Origin of the sequence: Gordonia sp. LUNF6 (assembly GCF_047041125.1) — a bacterium.
GTDB classification, from domain to species: Bacteria; Actinomycetota; Actinomycetes; order Mycobacteriales; family Mycobacteriaceae; genus Gordonia; species Gordonia sihwensis.
In genome coordinates this window covers 16,112-34,845 of record NZ_CP178181.1, presented here as the reverse complement: position 1 = coordinate 34,845, position 18,734 = coordinate 16,112, and the positions used below count along the sequence as shown (strand labels likewise).

The 18,734-nt window shown below is 63.5% G+C and carries 17 protein-coding genes and 7 pseudogenes; 10 read left to right on the top strand and 14 right to left on the bottom strand.

The genetic code is table 11. The features are described from left to right. Positions 1-52: 52 nt before the first annotated feature. Positions 53-502: an IS3 family transposase gene (locus tag ACK8HH_RS00205; protein ID WP_412475454.1), complete on the top strand. Its 450-nt coding sequence runs from the start codon at positions 53-55 to the stop codon at positions 500-502. Here ACK8HH_RS00205 and ACK8HH_RS00200 read toward each other — a convergent pair. Next, the gene (locus ACK8HH_RS00200) at positions 442-1,464 is read right to left on the bottom strand and encodes an IS30 family transposase (protein WP_412475205.1); all 1,023 of its coding nucleotides are present in this window, start codon (positions 1,462-1,464) and stop codon (positions 442-444) included. The two genes, ACK8HH_RS00205 and ACK8HH_RS00200, sit on opposite strands and share 61 nt — an antisense overlap. 85 nt (positions 1,465-1,549) lie before the next feature. Between ACK8HH_RS00200 and ACK8HH_RS00195 the strand changes: the two are divergent. Further along, a pseudogene (locus tag ACK8HH_RS00195) lies at positions 1,550-1,876 on the top strand (helix-turn-helix domain-containing protein); the annotation flags it as partial. 149 nt (positions 1,877-2,025) lie between these two features. Here the strand turns inward: ACK8HH_RS00195 and ACK8HH_RS00190 are convergent. Continuing rightward, positions 2,026-2,550, bottom strand: coding sequence for a PaaI family thioesterase (locus tag ACK8HH_RS00190; protein WP_008379464.1), 525 nt, complete (start codon positions 2,548-2,550; stop codon positions 2,026-2,028). Positions 2,551-2,936: 386 nt separating this feature from the next. Here ACK8HH_RS00190 and ACK8HH_RS00185 point away from each other — a divergent pair, with 386 nt between their 5' ends. After that, positions 2,937-4,100: an ISL3 family transposase gene (locus ACK8HH_RS00185; protein ID WP_231887316.1), complete on the top strand. Its 1,164-nt coding sequence runs from the start codon at positions 2,937-2,939 to the stop codon at positions 4,098-4,100. 12 nt (positions 4,101-4,112) lie between these two features. On the opposite strand, the pseudogene ACK8HH_RS00180 reads toward ACK8HH_RS00185, so the two are convergent. Together ACK8HH_RS00180 and ACK8HH_RS00175 are read right to left on the bottom strand one after the other, a co-directional pair. After that, a pseudogene (locus ACK8HH_RS00180) lies at positions 4,113-4,949 on the bottom strand (IS3 family transposase); the annotation flags it as partial. Next, positions 4,946-5,239 carry a transposase gene (locus ACK8HH_RS00175; protein ID WP_006898371.1) on the bottom strand — a complete coding sequence of 98 codons (294 nt, stop codon included), beginning with the start codon at positions 5,237-5,239 and terminating at the stop codon, positions 4,946-4,948. The gene ACK8HH_RS00175 and the pseudogene ACK8HH_RS00180, both read right to left, overlap by 4 nt. A gap of 70 nt (positions 5,240-5,309) precedes the next feature. Between ACK8HH_RS00175 and ACK8HH_RS00170 the strand changes: the two are divergent. Next, positions 5,310-5,528, top strand: a pseudogene (locus ACK8HH_RS00170) (transposase); the annotation flags it as partial. 45 nt (positions 5,529-5,573) lie between these two features. Here the strand turns inward: ACK8HH_RS00170 and ACK8HH_RS00165 are convergent. The 8 genes and pseudogenes from ACK8HH_RS00165 to ACK8HH_RS00130 form a co-directional block, all read right to left on the bottom strand. After that, a complete protein-coding gene (locus ACK8HH_RS00165) occupies positions 5,574-6,044 on the bottom strand; it encodes a transposase (protein ID WP_228549380.1) in 471 nt (156 codons plus the stop codon). 39 nt (positions 6,045-6,083) lie between these two features. Next, positions 6,084-7,190, bottom strand: a complete 1,107-nt coding sequence (locus tag ACK8HH_RS00160) for a BtrH N-terminal domain-containing protein (RefSeq protein WP_067478094.1) — start codon at positions 7,188-7,190, stop codon at positions 6,084-6,086. Between the two features lie 329 nt (positions 7,191-7,519). After that, positions 7,520-7,732: pseudogene (locus tag ACK8HH_RS00155) on the bottom strand (transposase); the annotation flags it as partial. An 80-nt stretch (positions 7,733-7,812) separates the two neighbouring features. Beyond that, positions 7,813-8,583, bottom strand: a pseudogene (locus tag ACK8HH_RS00150) (IS3 family transposase); the annotation flags it as partial. After that, positions 8,567-9,589, bottom strand: coding sequence for an IS30 family transposase (locus ACK8HH_RS00145; protein WP_412475205.1), 1,023 nt, complete (start codon positions 9,587-9,589; stop codon positions 8,567-8,569). The pseudogene ACK8HH_RS00150 and the gene ACK8HH_RS00145, both read right to left, overlap by 17 nt. Positions 9,590-9,764: 175 nt before the next feature. Beyond that, positions 9,765-10,058, bottom strand: a complete 294-nt coding sequence (locus ACK8HH_RS00140) for a transposase (RefSeq protein WP_006898371.1) — start codon at positions 10,056-10,058, stop codon at positions 9,765-9,767. Between the two features lie 39 nt (positions 10,059-10,097). Next, positions 10,098-10,253, bottom strand: a pseudogene (locus ACK8HH_RS00135) (IS256 family transposase); the annotation flags it as partial. 263 nt (positions 10,254-10,516) lie between these two features. Further along, positions 10,517-11,917 (bottom strand): IS1380 family transposase, encoded by a 1,401-nt coding sequence (locus ACK8HH_RS00130; protein WP_067476669.1) that lies wholly within the window; start codon positions 11,915-11,917, stop codon positions 10,517-10,519. 586 nt (positions 11,918-12,503) lie between these two features. Between ACK8HH_RS00130 and ACK8HH_RS00125 the strand changes: the two genes are divergently transcribed. The 6 genes and pseudogenes from ACK8HH_RS00125 to ACK8HH_RS00100 all read left to right on the top strand — a co-directional run bounded on the left by ACK8HH_RS00125 (position 12,504) and on the right by ACK8HH_RS00100 (position 17,609). Beyond that, positions 12,504-13,067 carry a recombinase family protein gene (locus tag ACK8HH_RS00125; protein ID WP_412475453.1) on the top strand — a complete coding sequence of 188 codons (564 nt, stop codon included), beginning with the start codon at positions 12,504-12,506 and terminating at the stop codon, positions 13,065-13,067. 2 nt (positions 13,068-13,069) lie between these two features. After that, positions 13,070-13,309: a transposase gene (locus ACK8HH_RS00120; protein ID WP_231887311.1), complete on the top strand. Its 240-nt coding sequence runs from the start codon at positions 13,070-13,072 to the stop codon at positions 13,307-13,309. Next, positions 13,306-14,130 carry an IS3 family transposase gene (locus ACK8HH_RS00115; protein WP_412475452.1) on the top strand — a complete coding sequence of 275 codons (825 nt, stop codon included), beginning with the start codon at positions 13,306-13,308 and terminating at the stop codon, positions 14,128-14,130. Before ACK8HH_RS00120 ends, ACK8HH_RS00115 begins: the two co-directional genes overlap by 4 nt. A gap of 33 nt (positions 14,131-14,163) precedes the next feature. Continuing rightward, positions 14,164-15,186 carry an IS30 family transposase gene (locus ACK8HH_RS00110; protein ID WP_412475205.1) on the top strand — a complete coding sequence of 341 codons (1,023 nt, stop codon included), beginning with the start codon at positions 14,164-14,166 and terminating at the stop codon, positions 15,184-15,186. A gap of 9 nt (positions 15,187-15,195) precedes the next feature. Further along, positions 15,196-15,276, top strand: a pseudogene (locus ACK8HH_RS00105) (IS3 family transposase); the annotation flags it as partial. Between the two features lie 263 nt (positions 15,277-15,539). Next, positions 15,540-17,609: a DNA methyltransferase gene (locus tag ACK8HH_RS00100; protein ID WP_412475451.1), complete on the top strand. Its 2,070-nt coding sequence runs from the start codon at positions 15,540-15,542 to the stop codon at positions 17,607-17,609. Here the strand turns inward: ACK8HH_RS00100 and ACK8HH_RS00095 are convergent, their stop codons facing one another. Together ACK8HH_RS00095 and ACK8HH_RS00090 are read right to left on the bottom strand one after the other, a co-directional pair. Continuing rightward, positions 17,610-17,930: an integrase core domain-containing protein gene (locus ACK8HH_RS00095; RefSeq protein ID WP_412475741.1), complete on the bottom strand. Its 321-nt coding sequence runs from the start codon at positions 17,928-17,930 to the stop codon at positions 17,610-17,612. A gap of 91 nt (positions 17,931-18,021) precedes the next feature. Then, positions 18,022-18,714 carry a hypothetical protein gene (locus ACK8HH_RS00090; RefSeq protein WP_346074739.1) on the bottom strand — a complete coding sequence of 231 codons (693 nt, stop codon included), beginning with the start codon at positions 18,712-18,714 and terminating at the stop codon, positions 18,022-18,024. Positions 18,715-18,734: the final 20 nt, after the last annotated feature.

Sequence of the window (18,734 nt, the reverse complement as noted above, 5' to 3'; positions counted from 1 at the left end):
ATTCGCGGCTATCGCGGACTGGGCTGAATCCGATTCATATACGGTCACGTTCATGTGTGCTCAACTCGGCGTATCGACTTCTGGCTACTACAAGTGGCGCGGCAAGTCGCGCTCAGCTCGAGACCTCCGAGACGACGAGTTAACAGCGCTGATCGAGTACCACTACGAGCACCTCAACGGCCGTCCCGGCGTTCGGCGCATGCGTGCGGAACTCGCCGCCGGCGGCCACCGGGTCTCGCACAAGCGGGTGTGGCGGCTCATGAAGGTCGCAGGTCTGGAAGGCCGCCACCCGAAGGCGTGGAAACGCACCACCGTCGCCGGAGACAGCCCCGTTGGGGCACCTGACCTCATCGGCCGCGACTTCACGGCGGCCGAGGCGAACACCAAATGGTGCGGCGATATTACTTACGTACGGACCTGGAACGGCTGGGCGTGGCGGTGTCAACTCGTGGAAGCAACGTTGTCCTTCAGTAGGCGTTCGAAGACTTCCCGTGGAGTGTAGAAGCCCAGGCACTGCCGTGGCCGCTCGTTGAGCTCGCGGGCGATCGCTTCGAGGTACAGCTGATCGGATGGGATTTCGGTGCCCTTGGGCAGGTACTCGCGGATCAGGCCGTTGGTGTTCTCATTCGTCGGGCGTTCCCATGGCGAGCGGGGATGAGCGAAGTAGATCGGCAACTCGGCGGCCACGGTGACGCTGGCGTGCTCGGCCATCTCGGTGCCTTGATCCCACGTCAGGCCCTGTCGCATGAACTCCGGCAGTCCTCGCAGGTGATCGATCAGCACATCAGCAACGCCGGGTGCTTTCTTCCCGTCCGGCAGACCCAGGATCAGCGTGTACCGGCTGGTGCGCTCGACCAAGGTCACCGCCGCGGACTGGCCGGCCTTCCCGACGATCAGATCTCCTTCCCACCAGCCCGGCACCCGCCGATCGGCCGCGGTCTCGGGGCGGTCGTCGATGCTGACCATGCCCACGATCCGCGCCGACCGCTCACCGACTGACTTGCGGGGTTTACGCGCGGTGCGCTTGGACTGCAACAGGATGCCCTGAGCAGCCAACTCTCCCTTCGGAAGAGCATAAATCCACCGATAGATCGACTCGTGTGACACGCGGCGGCCCTGCGCGTTCGGTGAACCCGTCATGGGATCCACTGTGGGGTCTTGGGCCTCGAGCTTCAACCTCCCCGCGATCTGGCGCGGCGTCCGCGACCTGCGCAGGTCGGACCGTACCCGGTCGGCGAGCACCGAGTCAGCATCGATCGCCCTCGTCTGCGGACGGGCCCGCCGTGCGCGGGCGTGCTTGTCGGCGTGCACCACCTGATACGCGCCCGTCTTGGTGGCATTGCGTTTGATCTCGCGAGACACCACCGACTTGTCGCGCCCGATCTGCTCGGCGATCGCCGTGACCGTCATCCCCGCACGCCGTCCGACCGCGATCTCCGTCCGGTCCGCCACCGTCAACATCATCCGTCCCAGCCCCACCCAGGGTCTCCTACCGCGCTACCCGCAACCCCTCGTGGCCTGCAGTGTTGCTACGACGGTATGACACCGCCTCGACGAGCGGAGTAAAATCGCCTCGTATTCGGACAAGGTGAGACGTCTGATAGAGAAGCGTCCCGCAGATTGTGGAAGTCAGTGGATTGCAGACGAACTCTCCATCTCTACGAGCACACTTAAGCGGCGCCTCTCTGAGGAAGGGATGACCTATCGCGGACTGCGCCAGTCGGTCATTCGTGAGTACGCGATTCTTCGTTTACTGGACGGATCTGTGTCCGCGAGCGAGATCGCCACGGACCTCGGATATAGCGACCTCGCCAGCTTTTCACACGCTTTCAAGCACTGGACCGGCCACCCGCCGACGGGGTTCCGTCGTAGGTAGCGCTGCCTCTTGGTTGACTCGTACAGGGCAACTGGCGATGCACGGTGCCTTCAGCTTCGCCCTTTCTTTGGGCGTGGCGTTCAATAGCTTCAGGCTCCGCCGACATCCTCGACGTATTCGGGCCTGGTGCTCGCGGCGGTGAGTTTGGCCTAAGCCCTCGAGTTTCTCTGTGACTGCAAAAAGTGTTCAACCTCGACCACGATGAACAGGGCAGTGGCAGTAATAACAGTGCGGCCCTCTGCATCCTCCATCGTGGACGTGAGGTCCAATTTCCGGCCATCGCGAGACCGAACTGCAGCGCGCAGGATGTACGGGGTGTCGAGTAGTGCTGGCGCAAGATACTCGAGCTCGAGACGGCGCGTCACGGCGAGCTCGCCGACCGAATAGAGCAAGAAGCCGAAGAGGTCGTCAATCACGGTCGCTACCGCGCCGCCGTGTGCAATGCCGGGTGCCCCGACGTGGCGCTGGTCGAACTGGTGGTGTGCGACGACGCCGTCTCCGTCACGCCGTACCGAGAGGAAGTGACCATTCGGGTTCTCTGGTCCACAGCCAAGGCAGTTGGGGTGGTGGGGAGGAAGCTCGGAGGAACCGGATTCCATGCGCGTAAACGAGCGCACCCAGGTGTCGATATCGGTACCTATCGGCCCGCCGGCCTTGTCGCGAAATGTGTCCATGTCCAGACCTTCCTGTCGATGAAGTTGTGCTGGGTGCGATACCTCGGCTTGTGGCGACGGAGATATCGCCGACACCCGTACGTCCGACCCGTGACCCAACCTCCACCTGGCGTCCAAGGGGCCGGGAGGCCGATGCGGGTGGCCTGAGCAACTGGCTGCCGACGGCGCGATAGTCAGGTCGACAAGGCCGACTGAGCCGGGACACCATGTACTGTACGAACATACAGTATGCGGTACCGACGTATAGTCTAGTTTGGGGGCTCTTCCGGATCCGGAGTGCGTAGCGGGGATGCTGCGGTGATGCGGTGAGGCACAAGATGTAGGGGTCCTGGGGGTGTGAGGATTGCGGTTCCTACACCTGCACCCAGAACCACCCAGGACCCGCTTTGAACGCTACCGCCAGCCTGCTTGCCGACACCATCTGCCGCACCGTCGAGCTCGGGGTCACCATCACCGACGCCGCGGTGGCCGACGAGTTCACGCACCTGTTCTGCTCCCCGGTCACGCTGGACCCGGTGTGCGCCGACTGCGGGACGGAGGGGAGGCTGCGTGACCACGTCCAGCGGAAGGTCACGGATCTACCGATCGTCGGCCATCCCACCAGACTGCACGTACGCATACCCCGCTTCACCTGCGACAACATCGAATGCGAGACGCGGATTTTCCAGCAGCGGATGCCGGCGTTGGCTAAGCCGCGGGCCAAGACCACCCGCCGCTGCAGCCGCTGGATCCTGCAGCGCCTGGCGATCGACCGCACCAGCGTGTCCGCCGTCGCGAAGGCCCTCGGGCTGGGCTGGGACCTGGTCAACGACCTGGCGGTCACCGAGACCCGCGCCATGGTCTACGACCAGCCCGGACACTTCGACGGCGTCCGCATTCTCGGGGTCGATGAGCACAAATGGAAGCACGTCCGCGGCGACGGCACGTCCTCATTCGTCACCGTTCTCGTCGACCTCACCCCGGTCGTGGACGGCACCGGCCCGTCTCGTCTGCTGGACATGATCCCCGGGCGCTCGGCGAAGGTCCTCACCGAGTGGCTCAACGCCCGCGACCAGGCTTTTCGAGACCGAGTCAAGGTGGTCACGATGGACGGATTCGCCGGCTACCACACCGCCGCCGCCAAAGCCGTCCCCGAAGCACGCACGGTGATGGACCCATTCCACGTCGTGCACCTGGCCGCCGACAAGCTCACCGTGTGCCGCCAACGCATCCAGCAGGCCACCACCGGACACCGGGGACGGACCGGCGATCCGCTGTACGGCATCCGCCGCACCCTGCGCACCCGCGCTGAGCTACTGACCGACAAGCAGAAGGTCCGCCTGTTCAAGGCGTTCACCGCCAATGACGCGCACGCGGCGGTGGAGGTCACCTACAGCGTCTACCAGCGACTCATCGCCGCCTACGAGGCCTCGGGCAAGCGGGAGGGCAAGATCGCGATGTACAAGCTCCTGCGCTCGATCCGGGCCGGGGTGCCCACCGAACTGTGGAGTGTTCCCGCTAAAGTGGCCACTGCAATTAAGCGGCGAGTCGTATATGTCTCTGAATCCTAGTTCAAACTCGGCTGGTGTCAAATAGCCCAGTGTGGAATGTCGTCGGGCCCTATTGTAGTACTCCTCAATCCAGGTGAATGTGCTCTTTTTGAGTGCTTTTAGAGTGGGCCACGGGCGCGTGTGAATGAGTTCCTTCTTGTAGCTCGCGAAGAATGATTCTGCGACCGCGTTGTCGAAACAAATGCCAGTGCGCCCCAATGATCGTCGGATATTGTTTTTCGTGCAGTACTTATCGAAGTCGGTGGACGTGTATTGAGTTCCGCGATCGCTGTGGAATATGACTTTTCCGGGTGGTCGACGACGAGCGATGGCCATGTCCAGTGCGTCGGTGACCAGCTCGGTTCGCATGTGGTCGGCCACGGCCCATCCGACGACCATCCGGGAGTGCAGATCGATGACGGTGGCCAGGTACGCCCAGCCGTTCCAGGTCCGTACGTAAGTAATATCGCCGCACCATTTGGTGTTCGCCTCGGCCGCCGTGAAGTCGCGGCCGATGAGGTCAGGTGCCCCAACGGGGCTGTCTCCGGCGACGGTGGTGCGTTTCCACGCCTTCGGGTGGCGGCCTTCCAGACCTGCGACCTTCATGAGCCGCCACACCCGCTTGTGCGAGACCCGGTGGCCGCCGGCGGCGAGTTCCGCACGCATGCGCCGAACGCCGGGACGGCCGTTGAGGTGCTCGTAGTGGTACTCGATCAGCGCTGTTAACTCGTCGTCTCGGAGGTCTCGAGCTGAGCGCGACTTGCCGCGCCACTTGTAGTAGCCAGAAGTCGATACGCCGAGTTGAGCACACATGAACGTGACCGTATATGAATCGGATTCAGCCCAGTCCGCGATAGCCGCGAATTTCACCGCGGGTCTTTCGCGAACCAGGTCGCTACTTTTTTTGCGAACTCCACCTCCATCCGGGCGTGCTTCACTTCTTCGCGAAGGCGCTCGAGTTCCGCCCGCTCGTCCTCATTCAACGGGCGGTCAGACTCACCGTTTCCCTCGTCTCGAGTCTTCTTCACCCATTTCCCCAACGTCATCTCGTGAACGCCGATACTGCGTGCAACTTCGGCGATCGCACGGCCATCATCGATGACCAAACTTACCGCGTTGGCCTTGTACTCGGCAGTGAAGCTCCGACGAGTAGATCCCATAATCCGCTCCCTCTATCTTGGGGGAACTCACCGCTCATCTCCGGGTGTCCACCAGAGCGGGAACGGTCCACTGCCCGAGCTCGCCCAGCTGGGCCGGTCGCTATGGAAGCGGCACCGCGAGATCCTCGCCTACTTCGACGTGGGCGCCTCCAACGGCCCCGTCGAGGCCATCAACGGACGCCTCGAACACCTCCGCGGAATCGCCCTGGGCTTCCGCAACCTCAAGCACTACATCTTGCGGTCACTGATCCACTCCGGTCAGCTTCACGACCGGATCAATGCACTCTGATTCCGGAAGGGCCGGATAAGGGGCTCTTCGCATCTGAGTGTGGGGTCAGGTCCGTAGCCCGCCGGCGATGAGGAGCATCCGCAGGCGGTAGTTGTCGCGGTTGCGGTAGCCGCGGGCCAGGCGCCGGTGGAGTTCGATGAGGCCGTTGATCGCTTCGGTTCCACCATTGTTGGATCGGTCAGTGGTCCAGTAGGCGAGGAAGGAGTCCTTCCACTTGCGAAGAGTGCGGCCGAGGCGGGCGATCTCTGGGATCGGGCAGGACGGCAAGGTCGCGAGTATCTTCTCCGCAGCGCTGCGCCCGGCTGGCAGGTCTTTATGGTGGTAGGCCTGTCGGAGTTCGTGGGCGATCTGCCAGGCGAGGAACAGTTCCTCGTGCCGGGGGTCGGCGGCCAATGCGTCATTGAACCGTCGCCACTGCCGCTCGGTCAGCCGTGCCGGGTCGCAGCGGATGATGGTGCGGATCCCGTAGAGCGGGTCGCCTTTACGTCCGCGGTGGCCGCAGATTTGCTGCTGCAACCCGGCAGTGGTGCTCGCTTGCTGCGTTCGCCGACTTGCCTACAATGGGTCACCCATCCCCAGTTCCCCCGCCGCTTTGCGCATGTGAGAGATGGCATGGCCTTCGTCGCGGGGAAGCGTCGCGGCGAGTTCATTGACCCGTCGCCAGCGATCGAGCGTCGATCCGTCGCTACGGCCGGCCGCAGCCAGAGCCGACCACGTGTCCGCGCAGCGCAAGAGCGCAGTTCCGGCCTTCGCCATCTCCGCGGACTCCGTTAGCCGGGCCACGTCGCCACAGAACTGTGCCTGCAACCGGCGGAACAGGCCGCCGCCCGTGCCTGCCTTCTCTACAAAGGCGTGGAGAGAACGCAGCGCGATGTCCAGTTCCGGTTCGGGCATGAGCCCCGGCCACCGGTCGACATCCTCGGCGAAGACCGTGACTCCACTGATCCCGGCAGCGGCAACGGCATCCGGCGGTAGCACCGACGCGTCCGGAATAATCGCGGTTGTCGCCGCCTGCATGTTTTCGACCGAGGCCACGAGGGCCGAAGCCGCAGTCTGGCGGAGATCGGGCAGGATCTGGGGCCAGTTCACGAAGTACGTGGTGTGCCTCGTGGGCACGGGGAACGATCGGGACGCGCGCGCCCGCGCAAGAGCCTCGTAGGGGACTTTCTGCATCTCGGCTCGGTCGTTGTCCACCACGAAAGCCGTCTCGGTGTCGTCTTCGTAACCGATCACGACGATGTCGTGCCGACTCATCTGAAGGCGGACATTGAGGTAGGGCAGCTCAGAAATGTCGGCCCACATCAGCACGGGACGGCCTTGCTGGAGTTCGCGGCGGACCCAGCCCCAGCCGGTCTCGGGATCGTCGGTTCCCCGAACGTCGACCTCTGCACCCAGCCTGGCGAGAAGGTCGACCTCGAGGTCGCTGCTACGCCCGACGAAGTAGATGGGAGGGGCGAGACCCGGTGCCCGCAGGTAGGTGAAGCCGAGACCACCGCCCATTCCGAAGACCAGACCTTCGCTCGGCACCTCGTCCCAGCCCAGACCGGCCCACTCCAGGAGGTCTCTCAGCGCTCCGGAACCACAATGCCCTGCCTGACGGTGGGGATAGTCCAGTAGGACTCGTCGCGGCTCTGGATGACGGGTAGGGACCTCGACTGACATGACATCTCCTGAATCGGCGTCGCAGCAATCTGCGCGGTTTCCGGTTGGACGGGCATGCGGTTACGTGACTATACATTCGTTCATGCAGGCATGTACCTACCTCAGCGGTCCATCGAAAGGATCCTTCGTTCCTGCGCCGCCCGCCGAGTGATAGCTCAAGAAATGCGCTGGGCGAGGCAGCCCCGGGCGTCCGCCAGACAATCACCACCGCTCTCCTCCACGAGCCGGCGGCCGGGGGGTTCAGTCTGGGAGATGGCCGCGTGCCGGTCGTCCTGCCCCGGCACGACAACCTCCTCCACTCGACCGCTCCCGGCGCGGTGCCCGGAACGCAGGTAGCAGTCCGCCACGACCGTGATCAGCGCGGACTCGGCCCGCTTGCGGCGCTCGAGCAGCCACTCGGGGAAGTAGCTGCCCAAGCGCAGCTTCGGGACGGCGACATCAACGGTGCCGACCCGCGTATCCAGGGGCCGGTGGCGGTAGCCATTGCGGTGGTTGGTGCGCTGCTCCGAGCGGGCGTTCCACTCGGCGCCGCAGACGGCATCGGTGGAGTGTTCCCGCTAAAGTGGCCACTGCAATTAAGCGGCGAGTCGTATATGTCTCTGAATCCTAGTTCAAACTCGGCTGGTGTCAAATAGCCCAGTGTGGAATGTCGTCGGGCCCTATTGTAGTACTCCTCAATCCAGGTGAATGTGCTCTTTTTGAGTGCTTTTAGAGTGGGCCACGGGCGCGTGTGAATGAGTTCCTTCTTGTAGCTCGCGAAGAATGATTCTGCGACCGCGTTGTCGAAACAAATGCCAGTGCGCCCCAATGATCGTCGGATATTGTTTTTCGTGCAGTACTTATCGAAGTCGGTGGACGTGTATTGAGTTCCGCGATCGCTGTGGAATATGACTTTTCCGGGTGGTCGACGACGAGCGATGGCCATGTCCAGTGCGTCGGTGACCAGCTCGGTTCGCATGTGGTCGGCCACGGCCCATCCGACGACCATCCGGGAGTGCAGATCGATGACGGTGGCCAGGTACGCCCAGCCGTTCCAGGTCCGTACGTAAGTAATATCGCCGCACCATTTGGTGTTCGCCTCGGCCGCCGTGAAGTCGCGGCCGATGAGGTCAGGTGCCCCAACGGGGCTGTCTCCGGCGACGGTGGTGCGTTTCCACGCCTTCGGGTGGCGGCCTTCCAGACCTGCGACCTTCATGAGCCGCCACACCCGCTTGTGCGAGACCCGGTGGCCGCCGGCGGCGAGTTCCGCACGCATGCGCCGAACGCCGGGACGGCCGTTGAGGTGCTCGTAGTGGTACTCGATCAGCGCTGTTAACTCGTCGTCTCGGAGGTCTCGAGCTGAGCGCGACTTGCCGCGCCACTTGTAGTAGGCGGTGTCAACTCGTGGAAGCAACGTTGTCCTTCAGTAGGCGTTCGAAGACTTCCCGTGGAGTGTAGAAGCCCAGGCACTGCCGTGGCCGCTCGTTGAGCTCGCGGGCGATCGCTTCGAGGTACAGCTGATCGGATGGGATTTCGGTGCCCTTGGGCAGGTACTCGCGGATCAGGCCGTTGGTGTTCTCATTCGTCGGGCGTTCCCATGGCGAGCGGGGATGAGCGAAGTAGATCGGCAACTCGGCGGCCACGGTGACGCTGGCGTGCTCGGCCATCTCGGTGCCTTGATCCCACGTCAGGCCCTGTCGCATGAACTCCGGCAGTCCTCGCAGGTGATCGATCAGCACATCAGCAACGCCGGGTGCTTTCTTCCCGTCCGGCAGACCCAGGATCAGCGTGTACCGGCTGGTGCGCTCGACCAAGGTCACCGCCGCGGACTGGCCGGCCTTCCCGACGATCAGATCTCCTTCCCACCAGCCCGGCACCCGCCGATCGGCCGCGGTCTCGGGGCGGTCGTCGATGCTGACCATGCCCACGATCCGCGCCGACCGCTCACCGACTGACTTGCGGGGTTTACGCGCGGTGCGCTTGGACTGCAACAGGATGCCCTGAGCAGCCAACTCTCCCTTCGGAAGAGCATAAATCCACCGATAGATCGACTCGTGTGACACGCGGCGGCCCTGCGCGTTCGGTGAACCCGTCATGGGATCCACTGTGGGGTCTTGGGCCTCGAGCTTCAACCTCCCCGCGATCTGGCGCGGCGTCCGCGACCTGCGCAGGTCGGACCGTACCCGGTCGGCGAGCACCGAGTCAGCATCGATCGCCCTCGTCTGCGGACGGGCCCGCCGTGCGCGGGCGTGCTTGTCGGCGTGCACCACCTGATACGCGCCCGTCTTGGTGGCATTGCGTTTGATCTCGCGAGACACCACCGACTTGTCGCGCCCGATCTGCTCGGCGATCGCCGTGACCGTCATCCCCGCACGCCGTCCGACCGCGATCTCCGTCCGGTCCGCCACCGTCAACATCATCCGTCCCAGCCCCACCCAGGGTCTCCTACCGCGCTACCCGCAACCCCTCGTGGCCTGCAGTGTTGCTACGACGGTATGACACCGCCGTAGCCAGAAGTCGATACGCCGAGTTGAGCACACATGAACGTGACCGTATATGAATCGGATTCAGCCCAGTCCGCGATAGCCGCGAATTTCACCGCGGGTCTTTCGCGAACCAGGTCGCTACTTTTTTTGCGAACTCCACCTCCATCCGGGCGTGCTTCACTTCTTCGCGAAGGCGCTCGAGTTCCGCCCGCTCGTCCTCATTCAACGGGCGGTCAGACTCACCGTTTCCCTCGTCTCGAGTCTTCTTCACCCATTTCCCCAACGTCATCTCGTGAACGCCGATACTGCGTGCAACTTCGGCGATCGCACGGCCATCATCGATGACCAAACTTACCGCGTTGGCCTTGTACTCGGCAGTGAAGCTCCGACGAGTAGATCCCATAATCCGCTCCCTCTATCTTGGGGGAACTCACCGCTCATCTCCGGGTGTCCACCAGAGCGGGAACGGTCCATCGGCGTCCGCGGACAGCAGGGCGTTGATCATGGTCTGCTGCAGCTCACGCATCAGATCTGGAGACGCCTCTGTGAGGGCTTGGCCAAGCAGGCCTGCCGGGTCGACAATATGGGGTGCGGTCATCGTGATGACTCCTCGAGGATTCTTTGGAAGGTTGACTCGATGGATCACACGGTGGCCGCTCTACATCCGTCAACGACACGGATGTCGGAGACGATCTCGGCCACCGAGTTACACCACTCTAACCCCGCTGATTCACGGGCCGGTGTGACTGCTGCTGTCGGGTGACGGCGGGCTTGTTTTCGCGTGTGGGCGTGCGTGTGTGCCGGCTGGCGCTGCCGGTGGGCGGGTCTCCGGGTGGTGATGTCGTGGGCGGGCAGGTGAGGTCAGGCGGGTTTTGGGATCGCGGCGATCGTGTTGAACACTGCGACGATGGCGGTGGCCCACGGCCATGTTTCGGGAATCTTCACGCGCCGCCGCCGGCCACTACGGACCAGTCGGGCTGCCACGTGAAGGAAGCGGTAGCGCAGCGCTTTGGGCTCGCACAAGGCCAGAACTGCGGCGTCGCCGGTGCAGGCCAGCATCCGAGTCCACGCCACCAGATCTGCGGCGATCATCACCGCCACCAGCCAAGCCTGGTTGAGAGCGAACTCCCGCGAGGGAAGCCTGCCCAGGCCGGTGTCTTTGGCGTGGCGGATGCGGTCCTCGACCCGGGCGTGAGCCCGATGCCTGGCTTCAAGAAACTGCAGCTGGCCGGTGGCGGTGTTGGTGACAAAAGCCTGGTAGCGCCATCCATCGATCTCCTCGAACATCGACAACTGGGCGCCGGGGTGGGGCCGCTCGCGGCGTACGATCACCCGCATCCCGTCTGGCCACTTTGCGAGCATCCCGGGAGCGAGGAACCCGGTCAGCTCCGCGATGTCGGCCCCGTCGCGGATGTCCCCGTTGGGGTTGAGCGCTGGTCCCCACGCGGCTTCGGGGCAGGTCGCGATGGCCCGGCGAATCGGGGCAGTGATAGCGAAGCCGACCGAGTACTCCACCTGTCGACCACGAACGCGGTTCTGCTCGGTGATCCACTCCAGCAAGTCGTGGGAGGCGCCGGCACCGTCGGAGCGGATCAGCAGATCACGCCGATGACTGGCGGGGATCTGCGCGATGGCCTGGCCCAGGACGTCGATGTGGTCGGCAGCGGTGTTCGACCCGGCGTTGCCCGGGCGCAAGCTCGCGGCGAGAAACTCTTCTGTGTTGTCGCACCACACGCCGATCGGGTGGTACCCGAACGTGCGCTTATATGTCGGAGTTGCATGTTCCTTCTCGCTGTGGGTGACCACGATGGTGGCATCCACATCGAGCACGACCGTCGATCCCAGATCCCGCCCCGCACACGCCGATGCGGGTACTCCGCCGGGCAGTTGGGACCACACGTGCCGCCGCGTGCGGGCACGCGCGACCTGGATCTTCTTGCGCTTGCCGGCAGTGACCTCATCGAGTGTGCGCCACACCGTCGGCGCCGAGGCGACCGGGCCCAGGGCCCCGGATTGGTGGCGCAGGACGCCGATGTCGGAGATGGACTCGCCGCCATCGGCGAGCATCACCGCGGTGTCGATCAGCACACGGCCGCGGTCGTGGATCGGGATGAATTGTCGGCGAGCCATGGCCCCTGACAGCTCGGCGGTCAGACCGACCTGATCAGCCAGAAGTCGAGGCACGATGGCCCCGGCGTGGGCGATCACCCCGACACCATCAGCAGTAACGGACAGACCGGCCGACCACGAAGTACGCTTCACCTACCGAGTGCTTTCTGCTGGAGAACATGGAACCTTAGACAAGTCCCAGTTTCCCCTGCTCAGGAAGCACTTCGGTCTATTTTCGCCCAGCGATCCGCAGATCCCCATGAAACACCCAGGCTAAACATCGAGTTGGATGGAGAAGAACACCACCTTGGCCAGGTCGCAGCGTTCCTTGATGCCGTCGTCGACTACGTCGACGACGGCATCGTAGCGCTCAGCCCGGGAGACCCGGACGCCCGTGCCACTCGCATTCTCGCGGAGGGTGAAGAGAACAGAGTCTGGGTGGCGGCAACTGACGCCGAGAGCAAACGTCCCGCGCCCGACGGCAACAGGGATGGGCCAACCTAAACACCCAAAGCCGAACTGCCGCGAAGGGCACTGGGGATTGTGGCAACTCCCCCAGGTCACCATGGGCCGTCAGTCTGGTGTCGCATTTGACGATCGTCTAACGCGACACGCCGTGAGCAAGCCCCCGGGCGGAGACTCGCGCAGCTCGGACCCTAACGGCGACTCATGCCGCTGCATCAATGACATGTAGCGCAATATGAGTGGATAAATCACAGGCATATGCAACACTGCTGGGGTGAAGATCGGGTACGGGCGGGTGTCTACCGACGAACAGAACGTCGAGACCCAACGACAGGCACTGATCGAGCTCGGCGTTGATCGCCGGCGGATACACCTCGACCGCGGTGTCAGTGGCCGGCGCCGTCAGCGCCCGGCGCTGGATCGGGCGCTGGCTGAACTGCGAGATGGCGACGAGTTCGTGGTAACCAAGCTCGACCGTCTCGGACGATCGCTGCGCGACCTGCTCGACATCGCGGACCAGATCCGGAGAGAGGGCGCATCACTGACTGTCGGGAGGACTACCTACGACCCCGCCGACCCGGTCGGTGCCATGATGTTCCAGGTACTCGGCATGACCGCCGAGTTCGAGGTCGCCATGAACCGCGAGCGCACCCGAGAAGGCGTCGCCCGAGCCAAAGCTGAAGGCAAGTATCGGGGTCGGCAACCCAAGCTCTCCCTGGACCGTTCCCGCTCTGGTGGACACCCGGAGATGAGCGGTGAGTTCCCCCAAGATAGAGGGAGCGGATTATGGGATCTACTCGTCGGAGCTTCACTGCCGAGTACAAGGCCAACGCGGTAAGTTTGGTCATCGATGATGGCCGTGCGATCGCCGAAGTTGCACGCAGTATCGGCGTTCACGAGATGACGTTGGGGAAATGGGTGAAGAAGACTCGAGACGAGGGAAACGGTGAGTCTGACCGCCCGTTGAATGAGGACGAGCGGGCGGAACTCGAGCGCCTTCGCGAAGAAGTGAAGCACGCCCGGATGGAGGTGGAGTTCGCAAAAAAAGTAGCGACCTGGTTCGCGAAAGACCCGCGGTGAAATTCGCGGCTATCGCGGACTGGGCTGAATCCGATTCATATACGGTCACGTTCATGTGTGCTCAACTCGGCGTATCGACTTCTGGCTACTACAAGTGGCGCGGCAAGTCGCGCTCAGCTCGAGACCTCCGAGACGACGAGTTAACAGCGCTGATCGAGTACCACTACGAGCACCTCAACGGCCGTCCCGGCGTTCGGCGCATGCGTGCGGAACTCGCCGCCGGCGGCCACCGGGTCTCGCACAAGCGGGTGTGGCGGCTCATGAAGGTCGCAGGTCTGGAAGGCCGCCACCCGAAGGCGTGGAAACGCACCACCGTCGCCGGAGACAGCCCCGTTGGGGCACCTGACCTCATCGGCCGCGACTTCACGGCGGCCGAGGCGAACACCAAATGGTGCGGCGATATTACTTACGTACGGACCTGGAACGGCTGGGCGTACCTGGCCACCGTCATCGATCTGCACTCCCGGATGGTCGTCGGATGGGCCGTGGCCGACCACATGCGAACCGAGCTGGTCACCGACGCACTGGACATGGCCATCGCTCGTCGTCGACCACCCGGAAAAGTCATATTCCACAGCGATCGCGGAACTCAATACACGTCCACCGACTTCGATAAGTACTGCACGAAAAACAATATCCGACGATCATTGGGGCGCACTGGCATTTGTTTCGACAACGCGGTCGCAGAATCATTCTTCGCGAGCTACAAGAAGGAACTCATTCACACGCGCCCGTGGCCCACTCTAAAAGCACTCAAAAAGAGCACATGGCGGTGTCATACCGTCGTAGCAACACTGCAGGCCACGAGGGGTTGCGGGTAGCGCGGTAGGAGACCCTGGGTGGGGCTGGGACGGATGATGTTGACGGTGGCGGACCGGACGGAGATCGCGGTCGGACGGCGTGCGGGGATGACGGTCACGGCGATCGCCGAGCAGATCGGGCGCGACAAGTCGGTGGTGTCTCGCGAGATCAAACGCAATGCCACCAAGACGGGCGCGTATCAGGTGGTGCACGCCGACAAGCACGCCCGCGCACGGCGGGCCCGTCCGCAGACGAGGGCGATCGATGCTGACTCGGTGCTCGCCGACCGGGTACGGTCCGACCTGCGCAGGTCGCGGACGCCGCGCCAGATCGCGGGGAGGTTGAAGCTCGAGGCCCAAGACCCCACAGTGGATCCCATGACGGGTTCACCGAACGCGCAGGGCCGCCGCGTGTCACACGAGTCGATCTATCGGTGGATTTATGCTCTTCCGAAGGGAGAGTTGGCTGCTCAGGGCATCCTGTTGCAGTCCAAGCGCACCGCGCGTAAACCCCGCAAGTCAGTCGGTGAGCGGTCGGCGCGGATCGTGGGCATGGTCAGCATCGACGACCGCCCCGAGACCGCGGCCGATCGGCGGGTGCCGGGCTGGTGGGAAGGAGATCTGATCGTCGGGAAGGCCGGCCAGTCCGCGGCGGTGACCTTGGTCGAGCGCACCAGCCGGTACACGCTGATCCTGGGTCTGCCGGACGGGAAGAAAGCACCCGGCGTTGCTGATGTGCTGATCGATCACCTGCGAGGACTGCCGGAGTTCATGCGACAGGGCCTGACGTGGGATCAAGGCACCGAGATGGCCGAGCACGCCAGCGTCACCGTGGCCGCCGAGTTGCCGATCTACTTCGCTCATCCCCGCTCGCCATGGGAACGCCCGACGAATGAGAACACCAACGGCCTGATCCGCGAGTACCTGCCCAAGGGCACCGAAATCCCATCCGATCAGCTGTACCTCGAAGCGATCGCCCGCGAGCTCAACGAGCGGCCACGGCAGTGCCTGGGCTTCTACACTCCACGGGAAGTCTTCGAACGCCTACTGAAGGACAACGTTGCTTCCACGAGTTGACACCGCCCATTCACCTGGATTGAGGAGTACTACAATAGGGCCCGACGACATTCCACACTGGGCTATTTGACACCAGCCGAGTTTGAACTAGGATTCAGAGACATATACGACTCGCCGCTTAATTGCAGTGGCCACTTTAGCGGGAACACTCCACCCCCACCGACGCCAAGCGGCTTCGTGAAATGCACGCCAGTGGGGGATACACGGCCGCCGAGCTCGGCCGCTTCTTCGGCATCCACCGCACCTCGGTATATCGCTACGTTTCGCCATAGGCACCAAACGATGACGACTACGCCAGTGCCCACGCTGGCAGGATGACCCGCAACCCATGTACAGAGACCAGGAGTGTGTAAGTGTCTGCGACGACCTTGGACCGCGGCCAGATCCTTCAACACCTCCGGGATTTTTCGGCTCACTGGTCTGATCGCATCACAGGGTGGCGCGAGGACAAGGTCACCGGAACCGAGTCGAGCTTCGCTCAATCATTCTGGTCTGACCTGCTCGCGTGCTTCGACATCAACGCCGCCCGGATCGACCTGTTCGAGCGCGAAGCTATCCGCGCCACTACGGGCAACAAGGGCTCGATCGATGTGTTCCAGTCCGGGGTATTCATCGGCGAAGCCAAGTCCCTCGGCGTCGACCTGGACAAGGCCCAAGCCCAGGCCCAGGACTATCTAGCCGGCGGTTCCGTTGGACAGCACGAGTTCCCCAAGTACGTGATCGTCACCGACTTCGAGCGCATCCGCATTGACCAACTCGGTGTAGACGGAAGCCACGTCGAGTTCACCATCGACCAGGCGCCGGAGCATCTCGACGCAATGCTATTCCTGGCAGGACACGAGACCGTCACGCGCCGCGAGGAGCAAGACGCCTCCATTCACGCCGCCCAACTGATGGCCCAGCTCTACGAAGCAATGGTCGGCGACGAGGCCGACCAAGCCGTCGGTGACGACCTCGCCCTCGACGAGGACACCGACGAGAAAGACGAAGACGAGGGTGTGCAGCGGGCCTCGATGATGCTGACACGCATCCTGTTCCTGCTCTATGGCGACGATGCCGGCCTCTGGGAAGCGGATCTATTCCACAGGTGGGTCGAACAACGCACCGACGCCGACAACCTCGGCGCACAACTTCACTCCCTATTCGGCGTGCTCAACACCCCGACTGGCAAACGCAACAAGAACCTCGGAGACCTGCTTGCCCGCTTCCCATACGTCAATGGCGCACTCTTCGCCGATGCCCTGCCGCTGGAGTACTTCACCCCCGGCATGCGCGACGCACTCCTAGAAGCGTGCCGATTCAGATGGACCCGCATATCCCCAGCCGTGTTCGGCGCCATGTTCCAGCTCGTCAAGAGCAAAGAAGCCCGCCGCGCCGCCGGTGAGCACTACACCTCCGAGACGAACATCGGAAAAACCATCGGGCCGCTGTTCCTCGACGAACTCCAGGTCGAAGCGAACCGCCTGTGCAGCAATAAGTCCACCACCGTCAAAGCGCTACGAGAGTTCCGGGACCGACTCGCCACCCACGTGTTCATCGACCCGGCCTGCGGCTGCGGAAACTTCCTCGTGGTCGCCTACCGCGACCTGAGACGAATCGAAACCCAGATCATCCAAGAGATCCGCACCCGCGAAGGACAGACCGGCATGGCCCTAGATGCCACGCTGGAAACCAAACTCACCATCGGCCAGTTCCACGGCATCGAGATCAACTGGTGGCCAGCCAAAATCGCCGAGACCGCCATGTTCCTGGTAGACCATCAAGCCAACCGTGAGCTCGCCGCCGCCGTCGGTCAAGCCCCCGAACGCCTGCCCATCACGATCACCGCCCACATCCACCACACCAACGCCCTCCAGGCCGACTGGAACGACCTCTTCCCAGCCCCCTCCGGCAACACCTATGTGTTCGGAAATCCACCTTTCCTGGGCCATGCGACTAGGACAGAACGCCAAGCGCAGGAGTTGCGCGACGTGTGGGGCTCCAATGACATCAGCCGCTTGGACTACGTCACCGCTTGGCACGCGAAGTCCCTCGATTTCCTCGCGTCTCGAAGCGGCGAATGGGCGTTTGTCACGACTAACTCGATCAGCCAAGGCGATCAGGTTCCCCGCTTATTTGCGCCAATCTTCGATGCTGGCTGGCGCATCAAGTACGCACACCGCACTTTCGCCTGGAACTCCGACGCTCCTGGTAAAGCAGCCGTGCACTGCATCATCATCGGATTCACCAAGTCGAGAGCGGGTAAACCACGTCTCTTCGATTACCCCGACGTACGCGGGGTCGCGATCGAGCAACCAGTGCAGGGAAGTATCAACGCCTACCTGGTCGACGGACCCAATGTGCTAGTCGCAAAACGCTCAACACTGACAGATCCCCGATTTCCGGTCCAGGTAGTTCTAGAGCCAGTTCCAACTTGTCGTTGATCAGTTGATCTCGCACCCGGCCGGGTGGTGTCGGTGGGTGCATCCGGCAGCGTACTCGGCCGGTGTCTTGTAGCCCAGCGCCGAGTGCCGGTGCCGGTGATTGTGGTCGTCCTTGAAGTCCTCGATCACTACGCGCGCCTCCAGCAGAGTGGGCCAGCAGTTGCGGTTCAGGCACTCGTCGCGGAGTCGGTTGTTGAACGACTCGATGAACCCGTTGTTCCACGGCGTACCCGGCGGAATGTAGGAGATCCCGACAGTCCCAGTACAGAACTCGCGCAGGGCCTCGGAGATGAACTCTGGGCCGTTGTCGGCGACCACCATATCCACGGCAGGGAGGGCGTCCGGTTCTACACGCGGTACAAGACGGCGACGATCCGTTGGCCGCAGGGGCGAAGCTCCGCTGCGGAATTCGTCATGCCGACCGCGAAGTAGGCGGAGCCGGCCGGCCGCGCCTGCTTCCCCGGTAGGCGTTACGCCGCAGCGAGCCCAGCCAGGCGGGTACCTGTTCGACACCCGACGGCATCGTGTCGACCGGATCGAAGGCCACATCGGGATCGACGCCGACCCGCGTCAGATCGACGAACCCGAGCGGTGTGCGGTGATCTGTCTGTCGCGCCTCCAACGACAGGCCACCGCCCGCCTGCAGTGCGTCGGCGAGCGAGGCGAGATCAAGGCCTCCGAGGACGTGCGGGGCCAGCAGTCGCGCCGACACCGTCCAGTGTTCGCCATTCCACGCGAAGGGACTGATCGTCGAGACCTCGAGGTCGTTCCACGTGGCAGTCGGGGTCGGGACGTCGACGACACCGATTCTGCGCACCGGACCCGACAGCAGGAGATCCCAGTGCCGGGGCTCGCCGACGTCGTCGGTGTCTCCGGTCGGCAGTCGGAGGGCCACTCCGACGAGGTCGGGCAGCCCGGCCGGGGTGCCGAGTCCCTTCGATATCCGCACCACTGTCGGACCCGATGCCAGCGGCAGCTGCTCGGCTTCGATTGTGGCGTCGCCAGCGCACACCAGACCGTGTCGATGGACGGCGCGGCCGTGACGCAGACCGGCCACAGTCGCGAAAGTCTTCTCGACGAGCGAACTCGTGCTCGTTGCCGGCATGGCTTCCTCCTGAGGCTCGG

Excerpts from the sequence above, each read along its gene's own strand:
- ACK8HH_RS00205 (WP_412475454.1), top strand. The coding sequence starts at position 53 with ATGTGTGCTCAACTCGGCGTATCGACTTCTGGCTACTACAAGTGGCGC.
- ACK8HH_RS00200 (WP_412475205.1), bottom strand. The coding sequence starts at position 1,464 with ATGATGTTGACGGTGGCGGACCGGACGGAGATCGCGGTCGGACGGCGT.
- ACK8HH_RS00190 (WP_008379464.1), bottom strand. The coding sequence starts at position 2,550 with ATGGACACATTTCGCGACAAGGCCGGCGGGCCGATAGGTACCGATATC.
- ACK8HH_RS00175 (WP_006898371.1), bottom strand. The coding sequence starts at position 5,239 with ATGGGATCTACTCGTCGGAGCTTCACTGCCGAGTACAAGGCCAACGCG.
- ACK8HH_RS00160 (WP_067478094.1), bottom strand. The coding sequence starts at position 7,190 with ATGTCAGTCGAGGTCCCTACCCGTCATCCAGAGCCGCGACGAGTCCTA.
- ACK8HH_RS00145 (WP_412475205.1), bottom strand. The coding sequence starts at position 9,589 with ATGATGTTGACGGTGGCGGACCGGACGGAGATCGCGGTCGGACGGCGT.
- ACK8HH_RS00140 (WP_006898371.1), bottom strand. The coding sequence starts at position 10,058 with ATGGGATCTACTCGTCGGAGCTTCACTGCCGAGTACAAGGCCAACGCG.
- ACK8HH_RS00110 (WP_412475205.1), top strand. The coding sequence starts at position 14,164 with ATGATGTTGACGGTGGCGGACCGGACGGAGATCGCGGTCGGACGGCGT.
- ACK8HH_RS00095 (WP_412475741.1), bottom strand. The coding sequence starts at position 17,930 with ATGGTGGTCGCCGACAACGGCCCAGAGTTCATCTCCGAGGCCCTGCGC.
- ACK8HH_RS00090 (WP_346074739.1), bottom strand. The coding sequence starts at position 18,714 with ATGCCGGCAACGAGCACGAGTTCGCTCGTCGAGAAGACTTTCGCGACT.